Below are 23,197 nucleotides of genomic sequence, written 5' to 3' on the forward strand. Positions count from 1 at the left end.
TTTGATTTGCGATTGAATTGAAATGAGCAAATCAACGGAGGACGGAAACCTCTTCGCCATCCGCAACTTATTTATTGGATTTAATCCGCAGAAAAAGATAAGATATTATGGTTATGAACAGACAGAAACGCAAAGAAACACAGGTTTCCAAAATGGCCGGACTGACACCCGGCGCTCTCATACATATAGGCGAACAGAAAACAGAACATATAAAAATAACCGTCATCGACTACAATGAATCCCAATTCCAGGAATTCGAGACTAAAGATGTTGATGAGTGTTTCAAACTCAGAAACAAACCCACGGTGACATGGATAAACGTAGACGGACTTCATAAAATCGAAGTCATTGAAAAACTGGGAAACTGTTTTGAATTCCACCCTCTCCTGATGGAAGATATTTTAAATACTTCCCAGCGCCCGAAATTCGAGGATTTCGGCAATTATGTCTACCTCACACTGAAAATGCTTGATATAAACAAGAAAGACGCTTCCATTGAATCCGAGCAGATAAGCATAATCATCGGCAAAAATTTCGTCCTCACTTTTCAGGAGAAAGAAGGGGATGTCTTTAACCTTATAAGAGACCGCCTGCGCCACGCAAAAGGCCGCATAAGAAAACAGGGCCCGGATTACCTGGCTTATTCACTGCTTGACGCCATAGTGGATAATTATTTTGTGATATTGGAAAATGTAGGAGACAGAATTTCCGTTATCGAAGACAAAGTAATCGACGACCCTCCCCAGCACACGCTGAAAACCGTAAATACATTAAAGCAGGACCTTATAGCCATCAGGAAATCCATCTGGCCCCTGAGGGATACCATAAGCGGAATCCAGCGCTCCGAAAATACTTTAATACACAAGAACTCTTCAATCTTTTTCAGGGACGTTTACGACCATACCGTTCAGATAATAGACAACATAGAGACTTACAGGGATGTCGTATCAAGCATGATCAGCCTTTATCTTACATCCCTGAGCAACAAGATGAACGAAGTAATGAAAGTTTTGACCATAATAGCGACTATATTTATACCGTTGACATTCGTTGCGGGCGTCTACGGCATGAACTTCAAATATATGCCTGAGCTGGAATCCCCTCTGGGTTATCCCGTAATCGTCATATCTATGGGGATTATCGCTGTTGTAATGCTTATTTTCTTCAAGAAAAAGAAGTGGCTGTAAAGCTTTTCACTGTTCCATCTGGTCCATAAGTTCACGGTTGTGTTCATCGTAAATCTTCTGTACGCGCTCTTTCTGTTTTTTTACGTAAGGAAGCTTCTGTATTGCCGGTTCTTCGGGATTTCCCCTGTCCGCAGTCTCCTCTATCTGCTCCTCAAAGAATGTATTAACTTCGCCGCCTGCCAGCTTTTCCTTGTCCTGGGCTGGCACAGAGCAGCCGCCGGCCGCGACCGCTGCCATTGCCAACGCAAAAACGGAAAAACTAGCGCATTTTTTTAATGGCTTCATTTGCCGCGCTCCTTTCCGCTTCCTTCTTTGAAAAACCGTTCCCTTTCCCCATGCTTTCTCCCTCAACCAAAACTTCGACGGTATATTTTCTCTTATGCTCGGGACCGAGTTCCTCAACTACATTATAAACCGGCAGGCTGTTATATCTTGACTGGGTTATTTCCTGGAGTTTATTCTTTGCGCTGTATTTATCGGATACACCTGTTTTTTTTATGCGGCCCTTAAACGTCCCTTCTATCCATTTTTCGGCGGATTCATACCCTCCGTCCATATAAATGGCGGCAATCAGCGCTTCAAATACATTTGCCAGATTTGATTCTTTTTCCCTGCCGCCGCTTTTCTCCTCTCCCTTGCCGATTATCAAAAAACTTCCCATATCCATACCTGACGCGATTTCCGCAAGGACTTTTCTGGAAACGATAAATGATTTTAAAAAAGACAGTTTTCCTTCATCTATATCGGGAAACTTTTTATAAAGCAGGAACGATATTACACATCCCAGGACCGAGTCGCCCAAAAATTCAAGCCGTTCGTTGCATTCAGGGGCCTCATCGAGATTTTCATTCCGGAAGGATTTATGGACTAAGGATGTAAACAGCAAGGACTTGTCCTTAAAACGGTAACCTATTTTCTTTTGAATATTAATGTAGTCCGGTTTTCTCACTGTATTTATCTAATTTTTGATTCCATATCGGTAACGGCATCATTTTCAGAACCGAAAATATCAAAAATCGTGTCGAAACGCGCAATAGAAAAGATACTTGAAATATTCCGGTTCAGGCAGCATATATTCACACTGCCGCCTTCAAATTTGACCTTTTTATCAAGAGCCACCAGTATACTTAAATAAGAACTTGAAAGGTACTGGACATTGGAAAAATCAATTATCAGATGTATTTTGCCTTCTTCAGCCGTTTTAAGCAGGTATTCCTTAATATTATCCGCCAATACCGGGTCTGTAAGACGCTGCGCCAGGAAATGCACGATATCGACATTTCCCCTTTTTTCAATAACAAATATTTTTTCCATTCCCGAAGTCATATAGGTATTTTTATTATTATATATATTTATTAAAGACTGTTCAAGCCATTATAAAATTCTAATATGTCACATTCTGAGGGTCATTCCCCGACATCACATCGCCAAGATTGGTAATATCGCGCCCCATGCCTTTTGTTGTCTCGCATCCGCTGAACATCACCAGCGCGGACACTGCCAGCAACACCGCAGCAACTATTCTCATTGTCTCCTCCCTGAATATTAATATTCCGTTTCCGGAAGATTAAATGTTTTTGTTATCCGGTTCAACTTTTTTCTTTCTGCGCCAAAAAGCCTTTATTTTATCCTGCACAAAGCGATACCCTTCCCTGCCCGACATAAAAATACCCGCCAGCAAAAGAAGCCACGATACCCCGTATATCACAAAACAGATTGCGCCTGTAAAATACCTTTTAGCGGACATGAAAGCAATGCCTGCGACCAGAACAGGAACCCCTAAAAAATAGGATGCCGTTATTATAATAACACCGATAACAAACTTTTTACCCTTTAAATTATTTTTCAAAACTCATAGCCCCCGTATAATATTCCATGAAATCCTTATCTTCCGCCAGTTTTATTCTTTTCACCTTCGCCGCAAAAGATTCGAGTTTCGACATGCTGACTCCCCCGGCGACAACATCCAGCATGCTTTTAAGCACTAAATTATCCATAGCTTTCACTTTGCGGAATTCAGGTGATATTATACCTGTAGCATAAAAATCATCAACGGATACATTGCTTCCGAAAGCGCCGGAAACAAGGATTTCGGCAAAATCACCGTAACCGGCTTTTATTTTTTTAAGAATCAGGCTTATGCCGGCCGCGATAGCGGCTTTGGCATCCTGGAACATTCTTATATCTTTCTGGTTTATCGAAATATCATCCGTGATTTCTATCCTGTCTTTTTCGCCGGCAATTCTGCCTGTTCTGTCGATAAGTCCTTTTTTCAGGAATTCCGCTACGGCGCTCAGATACCCCGTTCCGCAAATCCCGACAGGCTTTAAATGCCCCATAGATGACACTGTAAAATTAAACCGGGATTCCCGGGAAAGGGCTTTGTTGTCCGCAGGTTTAAAGCGGATATCCCGGACCGCTCCTTCCAGCATGGGAAAACCGCAGCTCATACCCAAACCCTCAAAAGCCGGTCCGGCTGAAGCTGATGCGGCAAAGTATTTGCCGCCGTAATAAACAATTATCTCGGCATTAGTCCCTATATCTATCAAAATCACATTTTTATTTTTATAGTATTTCCTTAAATAGAGGCATCCGGCAAGCGCGTCCGCCCCGACAAACCCCCCGATTACAGGCAACACCGAAACAGACCCAAGCCGGAAAAAATCACCACTCTTTATTTTTTTTGACTTCCGGTTCGCGCAGTTAAAAGGAACAGCCGAAAGCCCTTTCAGCGACTCTTCCTTTAAAAGCGCTGTGATAAAACTGTTTCCCGCTATAAGCCCGCGCCTGATGCCCGAAGAGACCTTTCCCGAAGAAATCAAAGCTTCTTTCAAGACATTATTTATCCCTTCTATAAGCAGGTTTCTCAGAAAAGTATAATTATTTGCGCTTTCCATGGCAAAACCGATTCTGCCTATGATATCCGTGGATATTTTTATCTGGGGATTGGCAACTGAAAATACCGGGCCCGCATTGCCGGCGCCGTCCGCCAGCATAGCTTTAACGGTCGATGAACCGGCATCGATTACCGCAAACTCAACAGTTTTGCCATCAGGGCGGCTTTCGGTAAAGCGGACTTTTCTGCTTCCAATCGTATTTTCATGGGGTATGTAGACTTCAACACCGCTTTGCGGAACCATTTTACAGGCAAGTCTCCATCCCTGTTTAAGTTCGGCTTTATCTATTTTTTCTTTATCCTGTATCGTGATTTTCTGTTTCCCTGATATTATTTTTACCCTGCACTTTCCGCATATTCCGCCGCCGCCGCAGGGAAAAATCATACCCAGATCATTGCGCAAAAGGATATCCCTGAATGTTTCTCCAGAGTAAAAACTATACCTGCCGCCGTTAATCTTAATCTGTCTTTTCTTTTTCATCATTGGCATTCCGGCAGAGCCGAAAAACTGAATTATATTTTTCCGCTCCTGGAAAGAGAAATGAACTTCATACAAAACTCATCTTTTCCCAGTAATGCTTCCTGCGCCGCTATAAGGCCCATAAGCTCCTTATCAAGAGGATCGCAAATCGCCGAATCCATACCCAGCGTCATCATCGCGGCGAGGAAAGCGCGGTTTATCAGTTTTCTGTTAGGCAAACCAAAAGAAACATTGCTTAAACCGCAAATCAAATGGACATCGGGAAAATCAGACCTGAATTTCCTTACAAAACTGAATATCTCGGTCAAACCGTTCATACTGGTGCTCAAAGGCTGGACCATAGGATCAATAAATACCGAGCCATGCTCTATACCCTTATCTGTCAGGCGGGTGATAATCTTATCGGCAACTTTCATCCTGCTTTCCGCGTCAACGGGAAGGTTCCCGTCTTCTATAAGCAGACCTATCACAGGGCATTTGAACTCCTGCGCTACAGGAATAAGCCCGCTGAACCTTTCTTTTTCCAGTGATATCGAATTTATCAAAACGGGGCCTTTTATAATATCAAGGGCGGCTTCAACTACCTTAGGGTCGGGGCTGTCTATGCTCAGGGGAATTTTTACATTGCCCGAAACCGAATCAACAACCCATGCCATATCTTCAGCTTCCGTTTTAATGAACGTTCCCACATTTATGTCTATATAATGAGCTCCGGCGCTTTCCTGGATTTTTGCCAGGTCCAGAATAAACTGCCGGTCCCTGTTCCTGACAGCGTCCGCGACGACTTTCCTGCTGGTATTTATTTTTTCGCCAACGATAATCATAACAATAATCCTTTCAATAATTCCTGTATCCCATTTTCATGCAGGCCATATATTCTTGTCAAGGGATCTGTATTGGACAGCTTCCGCAATATGCCTGCCTGTAATGCCGGGCGATTCATCCATATCGGCTATGGTCCTTGCTATCTTCTTTATCTTATCGTAAGCCCTGGCAGAAAGACAAAGATTATCCATCGCTCTGTTTAACAGTTCCTCAGCTTCTTTTTCGATGAGGCAATGTTTTTTTATCTGCCTCGAATTCATCTGCGCGTTACAGTGTATTTTGCCGGATCCGAATCTTGATTTCTGGATTTTCCGGGTTTTCTCAATCCTGGATTTGATATAAGATGAAGGCTCTGCGGATTTTTTCGATGCGATATCCTTGAATTTCACCGCCGGCACTTCTATATGAATATCGATCCTGTCCATCAGCGGCCCGGATATTTTAGATATATATCTCTGTATCTGCAGGGGGGTGCATCTGCATTCTCTCTCCGGGTCCGTAAAATACCCGCAGGGACATGGATTCATCGCGGCAATCAACATATAATTTGCGGGGAAAGTAACGGTTGTTTTAACACGCGAAACAGTAACCTCCCTGTCTTCAAGCGGCTGCCTCAGCACTTCCAGCACATTTCTTTTGAATTCAGGCAGTTCGTCCAGAAATAAAACTCCGTTATGCGCAAGTGAAACTTCTCCGGGTTTCGGAAACTGTCCGCCGCCTATTATGGATACATCGCTTGCTGTATGATGCGGCGAGCGGAAAGGTCTTTTAAACATCCCGTCCCTGAAATATTTTTTATTAACGCCGGCGGTGCTGTGGATTTTCGCGGTTTCCAGCGCCTCCTCAATATTCATATCCGGCATTATCGAAGGGACCCTTTTCGCAAGCATTGTTTTCCCTGTTCCGGGCGGCCCTATCATCAAAATATTATGCCCCCCGGCAACAGCTATTTCCAGCGCCCTCTTTACATATTCCTGGCCCTTTACCTCGGAGAAATCTATGTAATCGGGATTAACATAACTCATCTCCGTATCACGCTTGTTTTCACAGGGAACAATATCGCTGTTTCCCGATATAAAATCAACCGCTTCGGCCAGGCTTGATACGCCTATCACTTTAATCCCTTCCACATAAGACGCTTCACCCGCATTTTCCGAAGGCAGTATAATACCCCGGAAATTATTCTTCGCGCACATCATAGCCATGGATAAAATACCGTTTACCGGGCGGACTTTCCCGTCCAGCGACAATTCTCCTATAACAATGTAGCCTGTTCGTTCTTTTTTTATCTGTTCTGAAGCGGACAGAAGACCGATAGCGATAGGTAAATCAAAAATCGAGCCTTCTTTTTTTAAATCTGCGGGAGCAAGGTTCACGGTAATCCTTTTTGAGGGATATTTAAAACCTGAGTTTTGCATGGCTGCTTTAACTCTGTCTTTGCTTTCCTTTACAGCCGCATCCGGCAACCCGACTATAACACTTGCGGGAAGCCCCCTTGATATGTCCACTTCAATATCTATCAGATGACCGTCTATCCCATATACGCAGGAAGATTTTACTTGCGCTAGCATATTTAACCCTCAATAATATTTTCCAGATGTTCTACACTTAAAAGCCTGCCGGCTTTAAAGACCAAACCTATCAAGTCTATCCTGAAATCGCAGTATTTTCCGCCGCGCTGGGAAATATAACAGCCGGATAACCTGGCAAGCTGCCGTTTTTTCCTGGAATCAATGGCTTCGGAAGGAATAAAACCCGTCCCTTCCGTCCTGGATTTTACTTCAACAAATATAACATTGCCGCTTTTTTCGGCTATAATATCTATTTCGCCTAATCTTGTCCTGAAATTTCTTTCGAGAATGGAATATCCTTTATCAATCAGGTGCTTTACGGCGGCATCTTCTCCTATTCGCGCCAGTTCAGCGTTTTTCATCTGTCTTTTTATACCTTTAATTTTCCGCGTTACGGCAATTTTTTACCGGCGCAAACGTTTTTCGGTGTATCCGGCACGGGCCGAATTTTCTCAAACACTCCAAATGCTCTTTTGTGCCGTAACCCTTATGTCTTGAAAACCCGTAATCAGGAAATTCAAAATCATATTTATCCATCATGTCATCACGCAATACCTTGGCTATAATTGACGCAGCGGCTATTGACAGGCATCTGGAATCACCTTTGATTATATTTTGCTGGGGAATGGAAAGCCCGGGTATCGCGAATCCGTCTACAATAATAAAATCCGGTTTAACCGGAAGGGAAAAAATTGCTTTTCTCATTGCTTCAAAAGATGCCTCCCTGATATTTTTCCTGTCTATCGCATCTTCTGATTCGGTTCCTATTCCTATGGCGACATTCGAAGAAGAAACAAGAAAATCAAACATCTTTTTTCTTTGATTTTTCGATATTTTTTTCGAATCATCTATTCCTAAAACCGGAGGGATTTCACGGAAGATCACCGCGCTTGCCACAACCGGGCCCGCTAAAGGCCCCCTGCCCGCTTCATCAACTCCCGCAATGAACTTTAATCCCTGTCTGTGTAAACTGTTTTCTATTTCCAAAAGAGAATAAAATTTTTCATCCGGGGATTTCGTCATTCTTTGCCGGCTTTTTACTTTTTAGGCGCTTCCGTTTCAGGTTTAACAGGTTCGGAATCCTTAACCGCAGGAGCAGCCTCGGAAACAAGGCTGTTTTCTTCAGCCATTCCCGCCACATGCTGTTCATTCTTCAGGCGCGCTTTTTTCCCGACTTTATCCCTGAGATAATATAATTTTGCCCTGCCGGTGGAACCCGTTTTTATAAGCTCGATCTTGCCTACTTTGGGAGAATGCAGCAGGAAAACCCTTTCCACGCCTTCCCCGTATGATATCCTTCTCAATGTTACGGCTTCATTAATGCCCGCGCTTTTTCTTGAAATAACGACACCCTGGAACGCCTGCATTCTTTCTTTATCGCCTTCAAGTATCTTAAACAGGACTTTTATTGTATCCCCTACGGTAAACAGAGGGATTTTCTTCTTCATTTGTGATTTTTCTATTTCGGATATGATTTTGTTCATTTTTTAATCTCCCTTTAAAAACTTGCTTTTGCCGATTAAATCTTTTCTGTTTTTCTTTGTTTTTGCCAAAGCTTTATCTCTTCGCCACCTGCCGATTTCTTTATGATTCCCAGAAAGCAGGATTTCAGGAACCTTAAAATTCTTATAAACGGCAGGCCTGGTATAATGCGGATATTCCAGAATGCCGGCTGAAAAAGATTCATCTTTACTGGAATCAGCATGTCCGAGAACGCCCGGCAGCAACCTTATAATTGAATCAACGATTATCATCGCAGGCATCTCGCCGTTTGTCAAAACATAATCGCCGATGGAAAACTCATAGTCTGCCAGTTTTTCAGCGACTCTTTCATCAACTCCTTCATAATGCCCGCAAATGATGATAATATGGCCGCAGGACGCAAGTCTTTCACAATCTTTCTGTGTGTATTTCTTCCCTGACGCGCTGGCCAGCAAAACAACTGAATTTCTCTTCTTAAACTTTTTAACAGCCTCAAAAATCGGTTCGGGCTTTAAAACCATTCCGGGTCCGCCGCCGTACGGCCTGTCATCCGCGGTCTTATGCTTATCTTTTGTAAAATCCCTGAGATTAACTATTTTAATTTCCGCTTTACCTGCATTTACAGCTCTCTTGATTATCGACTCGCTGAACACCCTGGCAAACATGCCTGGAAAAAGCGTTAAAATGATTACAGTTAATTTTTTGCGCCGGGACATTTTATTAACTGATCGATAAGCCCTGTTTTTTAAGCAGCACCCTGACCGTGTCTGAAGGTCTCGCCCCTTTTCCCATCCAGTAGCCGGCCCTCTCCTTGTCCACGGTTACCTTACCGTCAACCTTGGGGTCATAAGTGCCTATCTGCTCGATAAACCTTCCATCTCTGGGGCTTTTTGTATCGGCGACCACAATCCTGAAAAAAGGATTGTTTTTCGAACCCATTCTTTTAAGCCTGATTTTTACAGCCATTAATTCCTCCTAAAATACCAGCCAAAATTAATATAAAACATTATAAAATTACAAGTGAGAAAATATACAGCATGGATACATTAAAGTCAATCATTTTCTCTGTAACCCGAATCCGGGGATGCCGGGCATTTTACCTTTAAACTGCGTTATTTTTTTTAACATTTTCCCGCTGATTTCAAATCTTTTTATCAGAGAATTGACATCCTGCAATGTTGTCCCGCTGCCTGCCGCTATTCTTTTCCTCCGGCTCCCGTTAATTATCAATGGGGTTTTTCTCTCTTTAACGGTCATGGATGATACTATCGCTTCTATCCTGGTTAACTCCCTGTCATCGACATTAAGGCCTTTGTTTTTTCCGGCTCCCGGCAGATAACTCAGGATATCCGTCAAAGAACCCATCTTTTTCAACTGTTTTACCTGGTTTAAAAAATCGTTAAAATCAAACTCGTGCTTCTTGATCTTATTAAACAGTTTTTCAGCCTCCTCCCGGTCAAACGACCCCTGAGCTTTTTCAACCAGCGTAACCACATCCCCCATACCCAATATCCGGGAAGCCATCCTTTCCGGATAAAAGACTTCCAGATCGCCGTTTTTTTCCCCTGTGCCCGCATAAACAACCGGTTTACCCGTAACATGCCTTATTGATATGGCAGCGCCGCCTCTTGTGTCCCCGTCAAGCTTGGTAAGTATAACGCCCGAAAAATCCAGGGCTTTGTGAAACGATTCCGCGCTCAATACCGCATCCTGCCCCGTACAGGAATCGGCGACAAAATAAATTTTTGAAGGAAGGATCGCTTTTTTTATTTCGATTATTTCATTCATCATCGCTTCATCAACATGCATCCTGCCGGCCGAATCAACTATAAGATGGTCGTATTTACCCTGATTGCATTCAGCCAGGGCGTCCCGGGCAATTTCAACCGCATTCCTGTGTTTCTTCCGGAAAAACACATCCAGACCGTTGGAGCGTCCTATCTGTATAAGCTGTTCTATCGCCGCCGGACGGTGTATATCACAGGCAACAAGCAGAGACTTCCGGCTTTTCTCTTTAAGCATATGCCCCAGTTTCCCGCACGTTGTCGTCTTGCCTGAACCCTGCAAACCCGCCATAAGAATAATTTTATCTTCCGGCATGATTTCCGCGTTATCCCCGCCCGAAAGGAACTCTGCCAGCTCATCAAACAGGACCTTGATAAACTGCTGGCCCGGAGAAACGCTGGAAAGAACTTTTTTACCCAGGGCTTTTTGCTTAACAGACTCTATAAATTCCCTGACCACCCGGTAATTGACATCCGCCTCCAGCAAAGCAAGCCTTACATCCCTCAGCGCATCCTCAATATTTTTTTCGCTGAGCCTGCCGCAGCCCCGCAAATTTTTAAATAATCTTTCGAATTTCAGCGTTAATTCGTCAAACATAACATCCCTGTTTAGAAATTAGTTATTAAGTTACTGAGTTATTGAGCGCACATTAATATTCAAAGCCTGATAATTTACTAACTAAATAACTCAATAACTGTTTTTTCTGCTTTCCTATTCCCTTATTCTCCTGATATCCGCCCCGAGCTTAACTAACTTGGTCTCTATATCTTCATAACCCCTGTCAATGTGGTAAACCCTGGAAATAACCGTTTCCCCTTCGGCGATAAGGCCGGCCAACACAAGCGAAGCGCTGGCTCTCAGGTCAGAAGCCATAACGGGCGCGCCGCTGAGACTTTTAACACCGGCTACGATTGTACTCGACGCCTCCCTGTGTATTTTTGCCCCCATTCTGTTTAACTCGGGCACATGCATAAACCTTTCCGGATATATTTTCTCCGTAATAATGCTTATACCCGGGGTTATACACATAAGCGTCGTCATCTGCGCCTGCAGATCGGTCGGGAACCCCGGATAGCTCATCGTAATAACATCCACAGGATCTCTTTTTCCTGTTGCTGTGACGGTAATGTCATTATTGCCGATATCAAATTTCACGCCCGATTTCTGTAAAATATCCAGCAACGCCTTCATGTGTCCCGACAACGCATTTTTAACAACAAGTTTTTTGCCGCATAAAGCGCCCGCGATGATAAAAGTGCCCGCCTCAATCCTGTCGGGGATAATTCTGTGAGAAACGCCTTTAAGGCTTTTAACGCCTTTAATAATAATCCTTGGGGAACCCAGGCCGATTATGTTTGCTCCCATTTTAACCAGAAAATTTCCAAGATCCACTACCTCGGGTTCACAGGCCGCGCTTTCAATAACAGTATTACCCTCAGCCTTAACGGCGGCCATCATAATATTCGCGGTAGCAAGTACGCTGGAACCGAACCTTCCTCCCAGAAAAATATCAGCTCCGACTAATCCGGATGTCTCCGCATGGATATATCCGTGTTCAATCTTTATTTTACTTCCAAGTTCACTCAGCCCTTTCAGGTGAAGATCTACAGGCCTGGGCCCTATAACACAGCCTCCGGGATGCGATACTCTCGCTTTCCCGAATTTGCCCAGCATCGGGCCTAAAACCGCGATGGAAGCCCTCATCTGCTTTACCAAATCATATGGAGCCGTATAATTATTTATGCCTGAAGGATCTATTTTCAGTGTTCCGGCTTCCGCGGATACTTTTGCTCCGATACAAGTTAAAATTTCCGCCATGGTGGAAATATCCTTGATTTCCGGCACACCCTGAATTTCACACGGCGAATCCGCTAAAATAGAAGCCGCCATTACGGGCAGAGCGGAATTCTTTGCGCCGGACACTGAAACTTCGCCGCTCAGGGTATTTCCTCCTTTAATAATAAAAACATCCATCTTTTATTCCTTTCCGGTCTTAATATCTAAAGCAGGCTATTCTGTCTTTGGCGTTATAATCTTTTATAATATGAACACCGTAAAAACCGTTTCTTACCGCGATATCGCTTATCTTTTCAGCCTGATTATAACCTATTTCACAGATAAGGCGCCCGCCCTTTTTTAAAAAAAAGCGCGCCTCCTGTATTATGCGCCTGTAAAACTCCATACCGCCATTTCCCGCCCACAAGGCTTTACCCGGTTCATATTTCAGGACATATTTATCAACATCTTCCCTCTCCTTTTTTGAAACATAGGGAGGATTAGCGACGATTACATCCGCGGGACAGATCTTGTTCGCCCGCAAAGGGTTGAATAAATCCCCTTTAAAAAATTTAACTTTCCCCCGGGGCAAAATCGAATTCGCGTTTGAAATGGCGCACTTTATAGCTTTCGATGATATATCCGTACCGAAAACAGCCGCATCCGAGTTTTTCGCAACAGCGACAGCGGCCGCTCCGCAACCGCAGCAAATATCATAAACAACGGGTTTTTTATATGAAAAAGCGATAATTTCCAGGGTTTTTTCCACAAGCAATTCCGTTTCAGGCCTCGGTATAAAAACACCCTTTTCCATTTTAAATTCCAGGCCGTAAAAAAAAGCCTGTTTTGTAATATATTGTACGGGAACTCCTCTTGCCGCTTTTCTGAGATATTTTTTTAACTGTGATACCTGCTTTTGGGAAAGTGTCCTGTTTTTTTCGAGGTATATAAACGCCCGGTCCATGCCTGTAATGTTTTCAATTAACCATTCCGCTTTTTTCAAGTGGTTTGGAATATTTCGCCGGGCCAATTCATCACTTGTCAGCTTGAGAGCCGAGCCGATACTGCGGGAAACCTCATCCTTTGGAGTTTTCATGAAGATTTTTCATTTTCTCTTCGTAATCTTTTTCAATCAATTTATCTATAAGCTCGTTTAAATCCCCGTTCATAATGCTCTCAAGGTCATACAGGGTAAGGTTAATCCTGTGGTCAGTGACCCTGTTCTGGGGAAAATTATATGTCCGGATTTTCGCGCTCCTGTCGCCCGATCCAACCATTGTTTTCCTCTGGGAAGCGCGCTTGCTGTTCTCTTCTTCCTGCAATTTATCATAAACCCTGGCCATTAAAACTTTCATCGCCTTGGCTTTGTTTTTGTGCTGTGACTTTTCATCCTGGCATGAAACGACTATTCCGGTGGGAATATGAGTGATTCTTACGGCTGACTCGGTTTTATTGACGTGCTGCCCCCCTGCGCCGGCGGCCCTGAAGGTATCAATACGTAAATCTTCCGGGTTGATTTTGACATCTATCTCCTCGGCTTCCGGCAGGATAGCGACTGTTATCGCTGAGGTATGTATTCGACCGCTCGCTTCGGTCTCCGGAACCCTTTGAACCCTGTGAACTCCCCCTTCATACTTCATCTGTTTATATACGTTGCCGCCTTCAAGCAAAAAAACTATTTCTTTAAAACCCTGCTTTTCAGTTTCGCTGGAACTTAAAATCTCCACTTTCCATCCCTTGGCCTCGGCATAACGCATATACATTCTCGTAATATCGGATGCGAAAAGGGCGGCTTCCTCACCGCCCGTCCCCGCTCTTATCTCGACAATTGTATTCTTGCTGTCATTGGGTTCGGGGGGTATGAGCAGAAAGTTATATTCTTTCTCAAGCTGTGATTTTCTGATTTCCAGTTCGGATAATTCCTGATTTGCGAGCTGCCTTAAATCTTCATCGGCATTATCCGAATCCATGACTTCTTCCGCAGACTTCAAATCGGCTAATACCTTTTCCAGGCGAAGACCTGTTGATACTATCTGTGAAATACGGGAATGTTCCCTGGCTGTTTCAGCATACTTCTTTGTATCGGAAATCAGAGAGTTATCGCTCAGCTTATCTTCGAGTTCAGAAAGCTTCTTCCTGAATAATTCGAGACTTTCATGCACGGATTATGCTTCTCCGCCTTTTTTCTTGCCGTACTTCTTCATGAATTTCTCTACTCTTCCGGCAGCGTCCATAAGTTTTTCCTTACCGGTAAAGAAAGGATGGCATTTCGAACATATACCAATATGAATCTCCGGCCTGGTAGAGCGGGTGTGTATCACTTCTCCGCACGCGCATGTTATAGTTGAATCTGAATATTTCGGATGTATATTCTTTTTCACTTTTAAATCCTCCCAATATCTAATTTAAACGTTCATTATACTTTATCTGTCAAGAGATATCCGGCCCTGAAAAAAATTAATCGGCGCGGGACTAATCAGCCGATTAATTTCATGAGTAAATAATTTTCTATAACCTATTTGCCTGAAGAGACTTCCAGCGAACCCACAATCCTGTCGTAAACTTTTTTGTATTCGTAAAAATCTCTCTTATCCGCGGAATATTTTATCTGGACAATATCTTTACCCACTTCAAATCCGGCGCAAACCGTGAGAATATCGGTTGTTCTGTCATTCACGGAATACAGCGGCAAAGAAACGCTGTTTTCAGAAAATACCTCTTTTGCGGATATCCCGCTTACCGTAATATCTCTTGAATCAGTCTTGCCGGAGATATTATCCATCATATCTTCAATCCCGTCAAACTTTCCCGCGGGATAAACCTTAACCCTCAAATTGACAGTGTAAGTGTTATCAACATTCCTCGGGCCGGCTATGGAAAAAGACTTCACTGACCTTTCTGTAAATTTTCCGGGGGATGAAACCCAGTTCGAAGGAACGTCCATTTTCATAGTTAAACCGCTGAGCAAAATTTCTTTCCTTATAAATTTTTCCACAGTTTCAAACCTTTCCTGGCTGATTTTCCTGGTCCCGTCAGCGTTTTCCGGTATTATCGCATTAATATTATTTTTAGCAAACACATCAATGCTCATAACTAATACAGGTAAACCAACCGCTAAAATTATCGTAAAAATATATTTTTTTTTCACGATATATCTCCTTTATATATACACTAATTATAAGTTATCACGCTTGTATCAACATCCCAAGCCATATTTTTTAACTCGGGATAACAAAAATACTGAGGATCTTCACTGCTTGGCAATAAATCAGGATATGAAGTCCAACCCAATATATCAATTATATCCTCGTAATCAGCGGGCAGGCTTTCTGTTTCACCTTTATCTATATAGTCTCCGTAATTTATATCATCCACGCTGGCAATGTCTTCATTGCCGTAAGGAAGCCCGGCGCCCCAGATAAGCTGCGCCGCCGAGTCACACACATCATAACCTGTAGTCTCGGAACTGGAATTATATCTTGCGCCATCCATCCAGAAATGAGCTTCATTCCACCATGCGAGAAATTCAATCTGCGCGGTAGCCGCGCAGTTCGCTATCTGGACAGCGCTATATCCAACCTCTGTGTCATTTGCTTCTATATACGCCCAAATATCGATTAAAGAATCGATTCTTTGCTGGAGAGTGGGGCCGTTATAATTTGTTGGGTTTGCCGGATGAAGGGCATTCTGTCCCGCATGCGTCGCCTCATGAATAATAATCGTTGCTATTATATACTTATCCGAGTTTTCATATGCGTTATCAATTACAATTTCGTCAGCCGCAGAATCATAATAAGCGACAGCACCGTCAGCATCTCCGAAGACAGGGACTATATTGTTATTTTTTAAAAGTTCATAATATATGCTTGCCCACTCATGGTCCTTTATGACATCAAGGAGCGCGTTTCTAATTAAACTGCTGGCTCCTTCCAGCCAGTGTTTTTCCTCCTCTGACGCTTCGGAACCCTGTGATCCTTTTTGATCATCCTCGCTTCCCTCAGAACCGCCTCTTCCGGAAGAACCGCCCGCGCCATGCCCCGCTGACGGAGCGGTTATATCCACTCCACCCGTAATACCGGCTGTGGTCGGAGCCGTAATATTTACGCCGGGCAAGTCGGTTGATGCCGAGTAAAGGTCATATCTGCCTTCCTGATTATCACCGGGATATTTGTAGATATAAGGAACTCCGTTCGCGTCAATGATAAGCCCGTCCTGAATAGCCTCGGATGAAAACGCGAAGTAGCCGCCGCCCAGGCACAATACCATATCGGCATTTGCGCCGTAAGGATAAGTGCCCCAGTCCGAATAATACATTTCCAGAGCCGCTCTAAGCTGGTTTAAGTCAACAGGAATACCGGTTTCATTCGCCCTGTGCCTTGACCTCAGAAGAACCGGCAGTAAAAGGCCCGCGATAATAATTATAATTCCAACAACCACAAGCAATTCCGTAATACTAAAACCCTTTTTTCCGGAAAACGGCCTCATAATAATCTCCCATGATTAAGAACTTTCTACAGAAATCACCTTATATGACAACATATCTACAGATATAATAAATTACCATAAATAACCACCGTGGTCAACGATGATTAACCGTTAATAGAAAGAAGAAATTCGGCGTTGCTCTGGGTCTTCCTCAACTTATTGATTATCAGTTCCATACATTCTACCGGATTCATCCCCTGAAGGGCTTTCCTTAAAAGCCATATCCGCTTAAGTTCATCTTCATGGAAGAGCAGTTCTTCTTTTCTTGTGCCGGACCTTTCGATATCGATCGCGGGGAACACCCTCTTGTCTACAAGCCTCCTGTCAAGATGAAGTTCCATATTGCCGGTTCCTTTAAACTCTTCGAATATCACTTCGTCCATTTTGCTTCCGGTATCAATAAGCGCGGTGGCTATGATAGTCAGGCTTCCGCCTTCCTCAATATTGCGGGCGGCTCCGAAAAACCTCTTTGGCTTATGAAGAGCATTGGAATCAAGCCCCCCCGTAAGGATCCTTCCGCTGTGAGGCTGGACAGTGTTATAAGCCCGGGCTAACCGCGTAACGCTGTCCAGGAGGATAACAACATCGTGCTTGTGTTCTACCAGTCTTTTCGCTTTTTCTATAACTATCTCCGCGACCTGAATATGTCTTTCGGGCGGTTCATCAAACGTCGAACTTATGACTTCCCCTCTTACCGTGCGCTCCATGTCCGTAACTTCTTCCGGCCTTTCATCTATCAGAAGGACAATTAATTTCGCTTCCGGGGTATTTGTCGTTACGCTGTTGGCAATTGCCTGAAGCAGCATGGTTTTACCTGTCCTGGGAGGGGCGACAATCAATCCCCTCTGTCCCCGCCCGAGGGGAGTTAATATATCCATAACTCTCATGGATACATTTTCGGATTTTGTTTCAAGGATAAAACGCTTTAAAGGATAAAGCGGAGTCAGGTTATCAAACAGTATTTTATCCTTGGCTTTATCGGGATCTTCATGGTTTACGGCCTCCACTTTAAGCAGCGCAAAATATTTTTCTTTATCTTTAGGCGGCCTTATCTGGCCCGAAACCATATCCCCCGTCTGAAGGTCGAACCTTCTTATCTGTGACGGCGAAACATAAATATCTTCGGGACACGGCAGATAATTATAATTCGGCGATCTCAGGAAACCGAAACCGTCAGGAAGGATTTCAAGGACTCCTTCTCCGAACATCAACCCGTTAGCCCGCGCCCTGGCTTTCAGTATTTCGAATATAAGCTGATGTTTCTTTAAAGTGCCGAGGCCTTCGATATTAAGCTGCTTCGCGATTTTATTCAATTGAGGCAATGTCATTTTCTGAAGGGATACGATATTCAGCTCGTCACCTGACCTTCCGGGGTCTTTTCCGTTTCTTGAATCGGGTTGAGCATTTGTCGCCGATGGAGTTTCTTCCTTCGAATTTTCCTTTTTCATGCCCTGAACATCTTCTTCCTTTGGTCTAGTTACCCTGCCCATTTACATCCTCCTTAAATAGTTTATTGAAAATCTGTTTTACCTGTTTTTCTGTTTCGCCTTTATTTTTTGAAGTATCTATAATATAGTCAGCTTTTGCCCTTTTCTCAGCGCCGGACAGCTGAACTTTAATTATTTTTAACGCATCATCACGGCTGATTTTATCCCTTTTAACAACCCTGTCGATTTGCAGTTTTTCCGGGCAGGACAGCAAAATAATTTTATCGAACATATTCTCCAGTCCGGCTTCATATACCAGCGGGGCGACAACAACAAACTTTTTTCCTTCCTTCCGGTATTTATCCATCCTGCTTTTCATTACGGAAATTATTTCAGGGTGGAGTATTTTTTCAAGCGCTTTCCTGTCTTTTTCGGAATTAAATATTATCCGCGCAAGTTTTTTCCTGTCGATACTGCCGTTCCCGGAAAGACACCTGCCTTTAAAACACCCGGTTATCTGCTTGCTCCGGCGCTCCGCCGCTTTTCCGGATATGATATCCGCATCGATTATATTAAAACCCATATCTTTAAGTATGCCGCCGATGAATGTTTTCCCCGTACATATACCGCCTGTAATGGCTATTTTCATTCAAACAGCATCTCTTTGGAATTTTTGATGAGTTCAAGCCCTTCGTCGATTTTCCCGGTCCGCATATATAATCTGCCAAGCTGGAAAGCCGCGGGTTTATACAAAGGATATATACTTAACGCTTTTTTAAAAGAGTTTTCGGCAGAATTTTCATCGCCGCTTTTCAAAAAAAGCATGCCTTTACTTGTATGCTCCTCGGCATTTTTCATTTCTTCGCTGTTGATATAACGGTATGCCTTGTATATACCATTGTCATAAACAGGAACAAATCCGAAAGGCACAACATCATATCTCTCAAATTTGGACGCAATACACTCCGGGCGGTTTTCCCTGACATTCCATATATACCTCATCGAATAAGGGCCTTCAGTAGAGTAAGTGCCTCTTGTAAACACATAATAATCAACGGAATACCTGTCGCATAACATAAGAAAATCCGATTCGTTGTTGCTGAAAAGAGCTTCGCCGTAATCAAATATTTTATTTCTCAATACCGGATTTTCAAATTTCGGATGAAAAACTATCTTTCTTTTCCCGTAATAGTTCAATCCCGGGCATATTGTGAAATTGGCAAGGATCACCGAATCTTCAGGCGTAGCTTTTTCTGACCACATAAGGATATCTTCATAAGCCGCGTAGTCAATATCCCTTACCCACCGGTGCCTGCACGCATACACCCTGGAAGCCTCAGTTACGCTGACAATGAGGAAGAACGCCAGGATCAACCTTCTCATATATTTTTTATCCGAACCCGCAATAAGACAACCGCATATGACCGACACCGGAATAATAAGGAATACATACAGTCTCCTGAAAAGAACAAACATTACAAAACACATCAGGACAAAAGGAATTAAAAATAACAGGTTCATAAAGCGATTTTTAAACACATTATAGATTAGCCTGCAGAAACCCAAAAGAAAAATAAAACCGGTAACACCAAAATACCTTAAAGCACCCCTGAAACCGACAGAATCAAGAGCCGGAGTCCACAATATTCTTACATCCCAGGTTAACTGTGAAGGGTCAGACGGAATTTGATTCGTATTCTTTATTTTTTCAAAAAACAAGGAAATGAAATTTGAATAAATACTCCCATAATCCGAGCCATACAAGGATACAACACTGGATATGACATATAAACTTATCCATATTATAACAAGTAATTGTTTTTTTGCAAGAAACTTTATTTTGCCGCTTAACATCGCAAAAAATCCGAGTAAATATAAGGCAACCATTGGAAAAGAGCATAAAAAACCGTGAGACCTGAGGTAAGGGGAGGAGATACCGGCGTAAAAAACAGCAATCACACTAAACAGGATTATCGGTTTATATCTGTCAATGTCCTTTCCCCGGAACAAATATCCCGTGGCTATAATCACCCATATGGACAGGTATAACTGAGTCATATCCCAGAAAACGTGCGCGGCGGCCAGTGCGGCAGCCGATATAAGGGCATAGAGCGCGGAAGGCTTATTTATATAAGCGGAAACAAACCCCAGATGAACACATATAAAAGGTAACGCGAAATTTTCCCTTGAAAACTCAACACCCGAAGAACGTATAACGGACATCAGCGAAAACGCGTAGACTGCCGATGCCAGCAGTCCGGATTCACTGTTGCCAAGCAGGTTTTTCGCCGCGAAAAAAATACCGAATATTCCCAGGCAGTAAAATACGGGGAAAAATATCCTTATAAACCGCTGAAATGAAACATCCGGTTTAAAGTACCTGTATACCGCGGCCGGAATAAAATCACCGCCTGTCGAAAGGTCTTTTTTTACATTTAACCCCTCGGGGTATTGGACGCTGAAATCCGTATCGGGAATATCACAGCCAGACGCAAGCATATCCGCATATTTGAAAAGCAGGGGGCTCTCAAGGGTAAACGGCAATTCTCTTCCGTATTTATTCTCGCTGAACAGGCGGTATTCCAGCCTGAGAAACACTCCGGCAAAATAAATGACGGTCAGCAAAACTACGATGATAACCGTCCTTATCCCTGATTTATTCTTGTCCATATATCAGATATCCGCCCAGTTATTGCCGCAGGACATACTTACTTTAAGCGGAACATTTAACGGAAATATATTTTCCATGATATTTCTCACTTCCTCTTTAACCGTCTCGGCTTTGATGGGAGGCGCTTCGAATATCAGTTCGTCATGGACCTGCAATATCATTCTTGAGCTTAATTCCTTGCCTTTTATTAAAGCGGAGACCTTCACCATCGCCGCTTTTATAATATCGGCGGCTGAACCCTGTATTTTTGTATTTACGGCTATTCTCCCGGCAAAGTTCCTCTCTCTCGGATTTGAGGATTTAAACTCGGCAATATATCTTTTTCTTCCTGAAATAGTATTTACAAAACCCTGTTGCTCAGCCGTTTTAATAACCTCATCAATAAAGTCTTTGACTCTTTTATATCTCGCATAATAATTTTCAATGAATTCCGAAGCTGTTTTCCTGGCTATGCCGGAATTTTTCGAAAGTCCGAAGGAGCTTATACCGTATATTATACCGAAGTTCACAGCCTTTGCGGACTGCCTGAGCTCATCCGTAACATCTTTAATGTCGATATCATTTATCAAAGCGGCCGTGTAAGCATGTATATCCATCCCGTCTTTGAACGCCTTAAGCAATTTCTCGTCGCCGGATAAATGGGCCAGCACCCTTAATTCAATCTGTGAATAATCACAGGAAAGAAGCAGCCAGCCCTCTCTCGGAATAAATGCTTTCCGGATTTTTTTACCGTCTTCTGTTTTGACGGGTATATTCTGGAGGTTTGGATTGCTTGAACTTAAACGGCCTGTCGCTGTGCCGGTCTGATTAAATGTCGTATGAAGCCTGTCCGAGGCATCCACCAGCTCCGGCAAGGCGTCAATATAAGTCGAGATAAGTTTTGTCAGCACCCTGTATCTTCTTATATGTTCGACAACAGGATGCCTGTTTTCAAGTTCTTCAAGTACTTTATCGTCTGTGGAAAAACCGGTCTTGGTTTTTCTCGATATCGGAAGTCCCATATCCTCAAAAAGCACCTTGCCAAGCTGTTTTGTCGAATTAATATTGAATTCCCGGCCCGAGAGGCCAAAAATTTTCTTCTTTAAGACACCTACTTCTGTTTTCATTTCGGCGGATAAATCCTTTAAAATATTCCTGTCTATCCTTATCCCCTCGGATTCCATATCCGCAAGAACCGGTATTATTTTCAACTCGATATCTTTGTATAATCCGGTCATTTTTTCTTCTTTAATCAGGCATGACATGACATCACTCAGCTCCGGCAGCAATTCAAGGCATAAACAACAGTACGCGGCATCTCCCGATTCTCCCGGGATTAATGCCTTCTCCGGCATATATTTGAACATTATGCTGTCTATGGAATAACTTTTTAATGAGGGGTTTAACACATAAGCCGCAATTTCAACATCGGATTCTATCCCGTTAAGCCCGATACCGGATTTTCTTAACTCGATAATATCGTTTTTTAAACCAAAGCCCGTTTTTTTTATTTTTCCGCTTTCTAAAATACCCCTGACCGCCCTGGTTACCGGTTCCCCGGCGCTGCCGCCAAGCGCAAATGATACAGGGTCTGTAAGCGTGTTATACATACATAATACGGTAAATTTATCCGATTTATCTCTCAGGGTCTTAAAATATATTTTTTCAAGTCCCCTGCAACTTTCCAGATACTGCAATATCTCTTCCGGAGATGACAGCGATTTACAGTCTTTATGCTCATCCCGGCGCGTCCCGTATCTTTCCGCCAGCTTCTTAAACTCATATTGCCGGAAAAGGGTTGAAAGTAAACTTTTATCCGGCTCGGTCAGGGAACATTCGGAAAAATCAAACTCAATGGGAATATCTTTATCAATCCGGATCAAATCCCTCGAAAACAGCGCTTTATCTCCGTTATCCCTGAATATTCTCTGCTTCGAAGGACTTTTTATCTTATCTATATTATTAAGGATATCATCCAGTGAACCGAAATTGTTTAAGAGCTCCCGCGCCGTTTTAATACCGATACCCGGAACACCCGGTATATTATCCGAAGCGTCTCCCGCCAGAGACAGCAGATCCAGTATCCTTTCGGGATTTACTCCGAATTTTTCCAAGACTTTATCAGGGTCATAAAGGATGTTCTCCTTGATTCCGGGAGACAGGACGAATATATTTTTGCCGTCTACAAGCTGCAGCATATCTTTATCACCCGTCGCGATTAAGGCCCTGACGCCCGCCGATGAACTTTTCTTCGCCAAAGTGGCGAGAATATCGTCGGCTTCATAACCGGGACACTCGAATATCTTTATATTATATGCTTTTAAAACCTGTTTTATGGGGCCGATCTGAGGTATGAGGTCATCAGGTATGGGTTTTCTTGTAGCTTTATATTCCTCATACTTCTTATGCCTGAATGTCGGTTCTTTTGTATCGAAAGCAACGGCGATATAATCGGGCGGGTAATCCTTCAGGAGCCTTTCAAACATATTCACAAATCCGAAAATCGCGTTTGTCGGAAAACCGGAAGCTGTTTTTAAATCCCTTATGGCGTAAAACGCGCGGTAAACGAATGACATTCCATCAATCATCAAAAAAACTTTGTCGCGCATAATACGGATTTTTCCGATCAGAT

Annotated in this window: 25 protein-coding genes; 1 reads left to right on the forward strand and 24 read right to left on the reverse strand. The window is 43.2% G+C overall.

All coding sequences use genetic code 11. From position 1 onward, the window contains the following. The first annotated feature begins 113 nt into the window (after positions 1–113). Positions 114–1,187 carry a magnesium/cobalt transporter CorA gene (gene corA, locus M0R36_00470; protein MCK9554282.1) on the forward strand — a complete coding sequence of 358 codons (1,074 nt, stop codon included), beginning with the start codon at positions 114–116 and terminating at the stop codon, positions 1,185–1,187. Positions 1,188–1,193: 6 nt separating this feature from the next. Here corA and M0R36_00475 read toward each other — a convergent pair whose 3' ends face one another. From M0R36_00475 to polA, 24 genes are all read right to left on the reverse strand, one after another. After that, complete coding sequence (locus tag M0R36_00475; protein MCK9554283.1) at positions 1,194–1,472, reverse strand: hypothetical protein; 279 nt, start codon at positions 1,470–1,472, stop codon at positions 1,194–1,196. Then, on the reverse strand, positions 1,447–2,136 hold the full coding sequence (gene rnc / locus M0R36_00480) for a ribonuclease III (GenBank protein ID MCK9554284.1): 690 nt from the start codon (positions 2,134–2,136) through the stop codon (positions 1,447–1,449). The genes M0R36_00475 and rnc overlap by 26 nt, the downstream gene beginning before the upstream one ends. A gap of 5 nt (positions 2,137–2,141) precedes the next feature. Then, entirely contained in the window at positions 2,142–2,501 is a 360-nt protein-coding gene (locus tag M0R36_00485) for an STAS domain-containing protein (GenBank protein ID MCK9554285.1), read from the reverse strand. Positions 2,502–2,571: 70 nt separating this feature from the next. Next, complete coding sequence (locus M0R36_00490; GenBank protein MCK9554286.1) at positions 2,572–2,715, reverse strand: entericidin EcnA/B family protein; 144 nt, start codon at positions 2,713–2,715, stop codon at positions 2,572–2,574. Between the two features lie 39 nt (positions 2,716–2,754). Beyond that, positions 2,755–3,036: a hypothetical protein gene (locus tag M0R36_00495; GenBank protein MCK9554287.1), complete on the reverse strand. Its 282-nt coding sequence runs from the start codon at positions 3,034–3,036 to the stop codon at positions 2,755–2,757. Then, the gene (locus M0R36_00500) at positions 3,026–4,567 is read right to left on the reverse strand and encodes an ASKHA domain-containing protein (GenBank protein MCK9554288.1); all 1,542 of its coding nucleotides are present in this window, start codon (positions 4,565–4,567) and stop codon (positions 3,026–3,028) included. The genes M0R36_00495 and M0R36_00500 overlap by 11 nt, the downstream gene beginning before the upstream one ends. 29 nt (positions 4,568–4,596) lie before the next feature. Then, positions 4,597–5,388, reverse strand: a complete 792-nt coding sequence (locus tag M0R36_00505) for a dihydropteroate synthase (protein MCK9554289.1) — start codon at positions 5,386–5,388, stop codon at positions 4,597–4,599. A 36-nt stretch (positions 5,389–5,424) separates the two neighbouring features. Further along, the gene (locus M0R36_00510) at positions 5,425–6,960 is read right to left on the reverse strand and encodes a YifB family Mg chelatase-like AAA ATPase (protein MCK9554290.1); all 1,536 of its coding nucleotides are present in this window, start codon (positions 6,958–6,960) and stop codon (positions 5,425–5,427) included. Between the two features lie 2 nt (positions 6,961–6,962). Beyond that, positions 6,963–7,322: a YraN family protein gene (locus tag M0R36_00515; GenBank protein MCK9554291.1), complete on the reverse strand. Its 360-nt coding sequence runs from the start codon at positions 7,320–7,322 to the stop codon at positions 6,963–6,965. 16 nt (positions 7,323–7,338) lie between these two features. Further along, a complete protein-coding gene (locus M0R36_00520; GenBank protein ID MCK9554292.1) occupies positions 7,339–7,983 on the reverse strand; it encodes a ribonuclease HII in 645 nt (214 codons plus the stop codon). A gap of 14 nt (positions 7,984–7,997) precedes the next feature. Further along, the gene (gene rplS / locus M0R36_00525; GenBank protein ID MCK9554293.1) at positions 7,998–8,444 is read right to left on the reverse strand and encodes a 50S ribosomal protein L19; all 447 of its coding nucleotides are present in this window, start codon (positions 8,442–8,444) and stop codon (positions 7,998–8,000) included. A 3-nt stretch (positions 8,445–8,447) separates the two neighbouring features. After that, on the reverse strand, positions 8,448–9,158 hold the full coding sequence (gene trmD, locus M0R36_00530) for a tRNA (guanosine(37)-N1)-methyltransferase TrmD (GenBank protein MCK9554294.1): 711 nt from the start codon (positions 9,156–9,158) through the stop codon (positions 8,448–8,450). 4 nt (positions 9,159–9,162) lie between these two features. Beyond that, positions 9,163–9,408 carry a 30S ribosomal protein S16 gene (gene rpsP / locus M0R36_00535; GenBank protein MCK9554295.1) on the reverse strand — a complete coding sequence of 82 codons (246 nt, stop codon included), beginning with the start codon at positions 9,406–9,408 and terminating at the stop codon, positions 9,163–9,165. Positions 9,409–9,498: 90 nt separating this feature from the next. Then, a complete protein-coding gene (gene ffh / locus M0R36_00540; protein MCK9554296.1) occupies positions 9,499–10,824 on the reverse strand; it encodes a signal recognition particle protein in 1,326 nt (441 codons plus the stop codon). 114 nt (positions 10,825–10,938) lie between these two features. Beyond that, the gene (gene murA / locus M0R36_00545) at positions 10,939–12,201 is read right to left on the reverse strand and encodes a UDP-N-acetylglucosamine 1-carboxyvinyltransferase (protein ID MCK9554297.1); all 1,263 of its coding nucleotides are present in this window, start codon (positions 12,199–12,201) and stop codon (positions 10,939–10,941) included. 19 nt (positions 12,202–12,220) lie between these two features. Beyond that, on the reverse strand, positions 12,221–13,099 hold the full coding sequence (gene prmC, locus M0R36_00550; GenBank protein MCK9554298.1) for a peptide chain release factor N(5)-glutamine methyltransferase: 879 nt from the start codon (positions 13,097–13,099) through the stop codon (positions 12,221–12,223). Further along, positions 13,080–14,165: a peptide chain release factor 1 gene (gene prfA, locus M0R36_00555; GenBank protein MCK9554299.1), complete on the reverse strand. Its 1,086-nt coding sequence runs from the start codon at positions 14,163–14,165 to the stop codon at positions 13,080–13,082. Before prfA ends, prmC begins: the two co-directional genes overlap by 20 nt. Before the next feature lie 3 nt (positions 14,166–14,168). Next, the gene (rpmE, locus tag M0R36_00560; GenBank protein MCK9554300.1) at positions 14,169–14,384 is read right to left on the reverse strand and encodes a 50S ribosomal protein L31; all 216 of its coding nucleotides are present in this window, start codon (positions 14,382–14,384) and stop codon (positions 14,169–14,171) included. A 134-nt stretch (positions 14,385–14,518) separates the two neighbouring features. Beyond that, positions 14,519–15,151 (reverse strand): hypothetical protein, encoded by a 633-nt coding sequence (locus M0R36_00565; protein ID MCK9554301.1) that lies wholly within the window; start codon positions 15,149–15,151, stop codon positions 14,519–14,521. Between the two features lie 23 nt (positions 15,152–15,174). Then, positions 15,175–16,488, reverse strand: coding sequence for a type II secretion system protein GspG (locus M0R36_00570; protein MCK9554302.1), 1,314 nt, complete (start codon positions 16,486–16,488; stop codon positions 15,175–15,177). A gap of 104 nt (positions 16,489–16,592) precedes the next feature. Further along, on the reverse strand, positions 16,593–17,816 hold the full coding sequence (gene rho / locus M0R36_00575) for a transcription termination factor Rho (GenBank protein ID MCK9554303.1): 1,224 nt from the start codon (positions 17,814–17,816) through the stop codon (positions 16,593–16,595). 145 nt (positions 17,817–17,961) lie between these two features. Next, on the reverse strand, positions 17,962–18,564 hold the full coding sequence (coaE, locus tag M0R36_00580) for a dephospho-CoA kinase (GenBank protein MCK9554304.1): 603 nt from the start codon (positions 18,562–18,564) through the stop codon (positions 17,962–17,964). Continuing rightward, entirely contained in the window at positions 18,561–20,585 is a 2,025-nt protein-coding gene (locus M0R36_00585) for a hypothetical protein (protein ID MCK9554305.1), read from the reverse strand. The genes coaE and M0R36_00585 overlap by 4 nt, the downstream gene beginning before the upstream one ends. A 3-nt stretch (positions 20,586–20,588) precedes the next feature. Then, positions 20,589–23,174 carry a DNA polymerase I gene (polA, locus tag M0R36_00590; protein ID MCK9554306.1) on the reverse strand — a complete coding sequence of 862 codons (2,586 nt, stop codon included), beginning with the start codon at positions 23,172–23,174 and terminating at the stop codon, positions 20,589–20,591. Positions 23,175–23,197: the final 23 nt, after the last annotated feature.

Source organism: bacterium (genome assembly GCA_023228325.1).
GTDB lineage: Bacteria > Auribacterota > UBA6266 > UBA6266 > UBA6266 > UBA6266.

Bases quoted from the DNA above. Each gene is read 5' to 3' on its own strand.
- M0R36_00485 (MCK9554285.1), bottom strand. From the start codon at position 2,501: ATGGAAAAAATATTTGTTATTGAAAAAAGGGGAAATGTCGATATCGTG.
- M0R36_00490 (MCK9554286.1), bottom strand. From the start codon at position 2,715: ATGAGAATAGTTGCTGCGGTGTTGCTGGCAGTGTCCGCGCTGGTGATG.
- coaE (MCK9554304.1), bottom strand. From the start codon at position 18,564: ATGAAAATAGCCATTACAGGCGGTATATGTACGGGGAAAACATTCATC.
- M0R36_00520 (MCK9554292.1), bottom strand. From the start codon at position 7,983: ATGACGAAATCCCCGGATGAAAAATTTTATTCTCTTTTGGAAATAGAA.
- rplS (MCK9554293.1), bottom strand. From the start codon at position 8,444: ATGAACAAAATCATATCCGAAATAGAAAAATCACAAATGAAGAAGAAA.
- prmC (MCK9554298.1), bottom strand. From the start codon at position 13,099: ATGAAAACTCCAAAGGATGAGGTTTCCCGCAGTATCGGCTCGGCTCTC.
- murA (MCK9554297.1), bottom strand. From the start codon at position 12,201: ATGGATGTTTTTATTATTAAAGGAGGAAATACCCTGAGCGGCGAAGTT.
- M0R36_00570 (MCK9554302.1), bottom strand. From the start codon at position 16,488: ATGAGGCCGTTTTCCGGAAAAAAGGGTTTTAGTATTACGGAATTGCTT.
- polA (MCK9554306.1), bottom strand. From the start codon at position 23,174: ATGCGCGACAAAGTTTTTTTGATGATTGATGGAATGTCATTCGTTTAC.
- M0R36_00585 (MCK9554305.1), bottom strand. From the start codon at position 20,585: ATGGACAAGAATAAATCAGGGATAAGGACGGTTATCATCGTAGTTTTG.
- M0R36_00475 (MCK9554283.1), bottom strand. From the start codon at position 1,472: ATGAAGCCATTAAAAAAATGCGCTAGTTTTTCCGTTTTTGCGTTGGCA.
- ffh (MCK9554296.1), bottom strand. From the start codon at position 10,824: ATGTTTGACGAATTAACGCTGAAATTCGAAAGATTATTTAAAAATTTG.
- rpsP (MCK9554295.1), bottom strand. From the start codon at position 9,408: ATGGCTGTAAAAATCAGGCTTAAAAGAATGGGTTCGAAAAACAATCCT.
- corA (MCK9554282.1), top strand. From the start codon at position 114: ATGAACAGACAGAAACGCAAAGAAACACAGGTTTCCAAAATGGCCGGA.
- M0R36_00510 (MCK9554290.1), bottom strand. From the start codon at position 6,960: ATGCTAGCGCAAGTAAAATCTTCCTGCGTATATGGGATAGACGGTCAT.
- trmD (MCK9554294.1), bottom strand. From the start codon at position 9,158: ATGTCCCGGCGCAAAAAATTAACTGTAATCATTTTAACGCTTTTTCCA.
- rho (MCK9554303.1), bottom strand. From the start codon at position 17,816: ATGACATTGCCTCAATTGAATAAAATCGCGAAGCAGCTTAATATCGAA.
- M0R36_00515 (MCK9554291.1), bottom strand. From the start codon at position 7,322: ATGAAAAACGCTGAACTGGCGCGAATAGGAGAAGATGCCGCCGTAAAG.
- M0R36_00500 (MCK9554288.1), bottom strand. From the start codon at position 4,567: ATGATGAAAAAGAAAAGACAGATTAAGATTAACGGCGGCAGGTATAGT.
- M0R36_00505 (MCK9554289.1), bottom strand. From the start codon at position 5,388: ATGATTATCGTTGGCGAAAAAATAAATACCAGCAGGAAAGTCGTCGCG.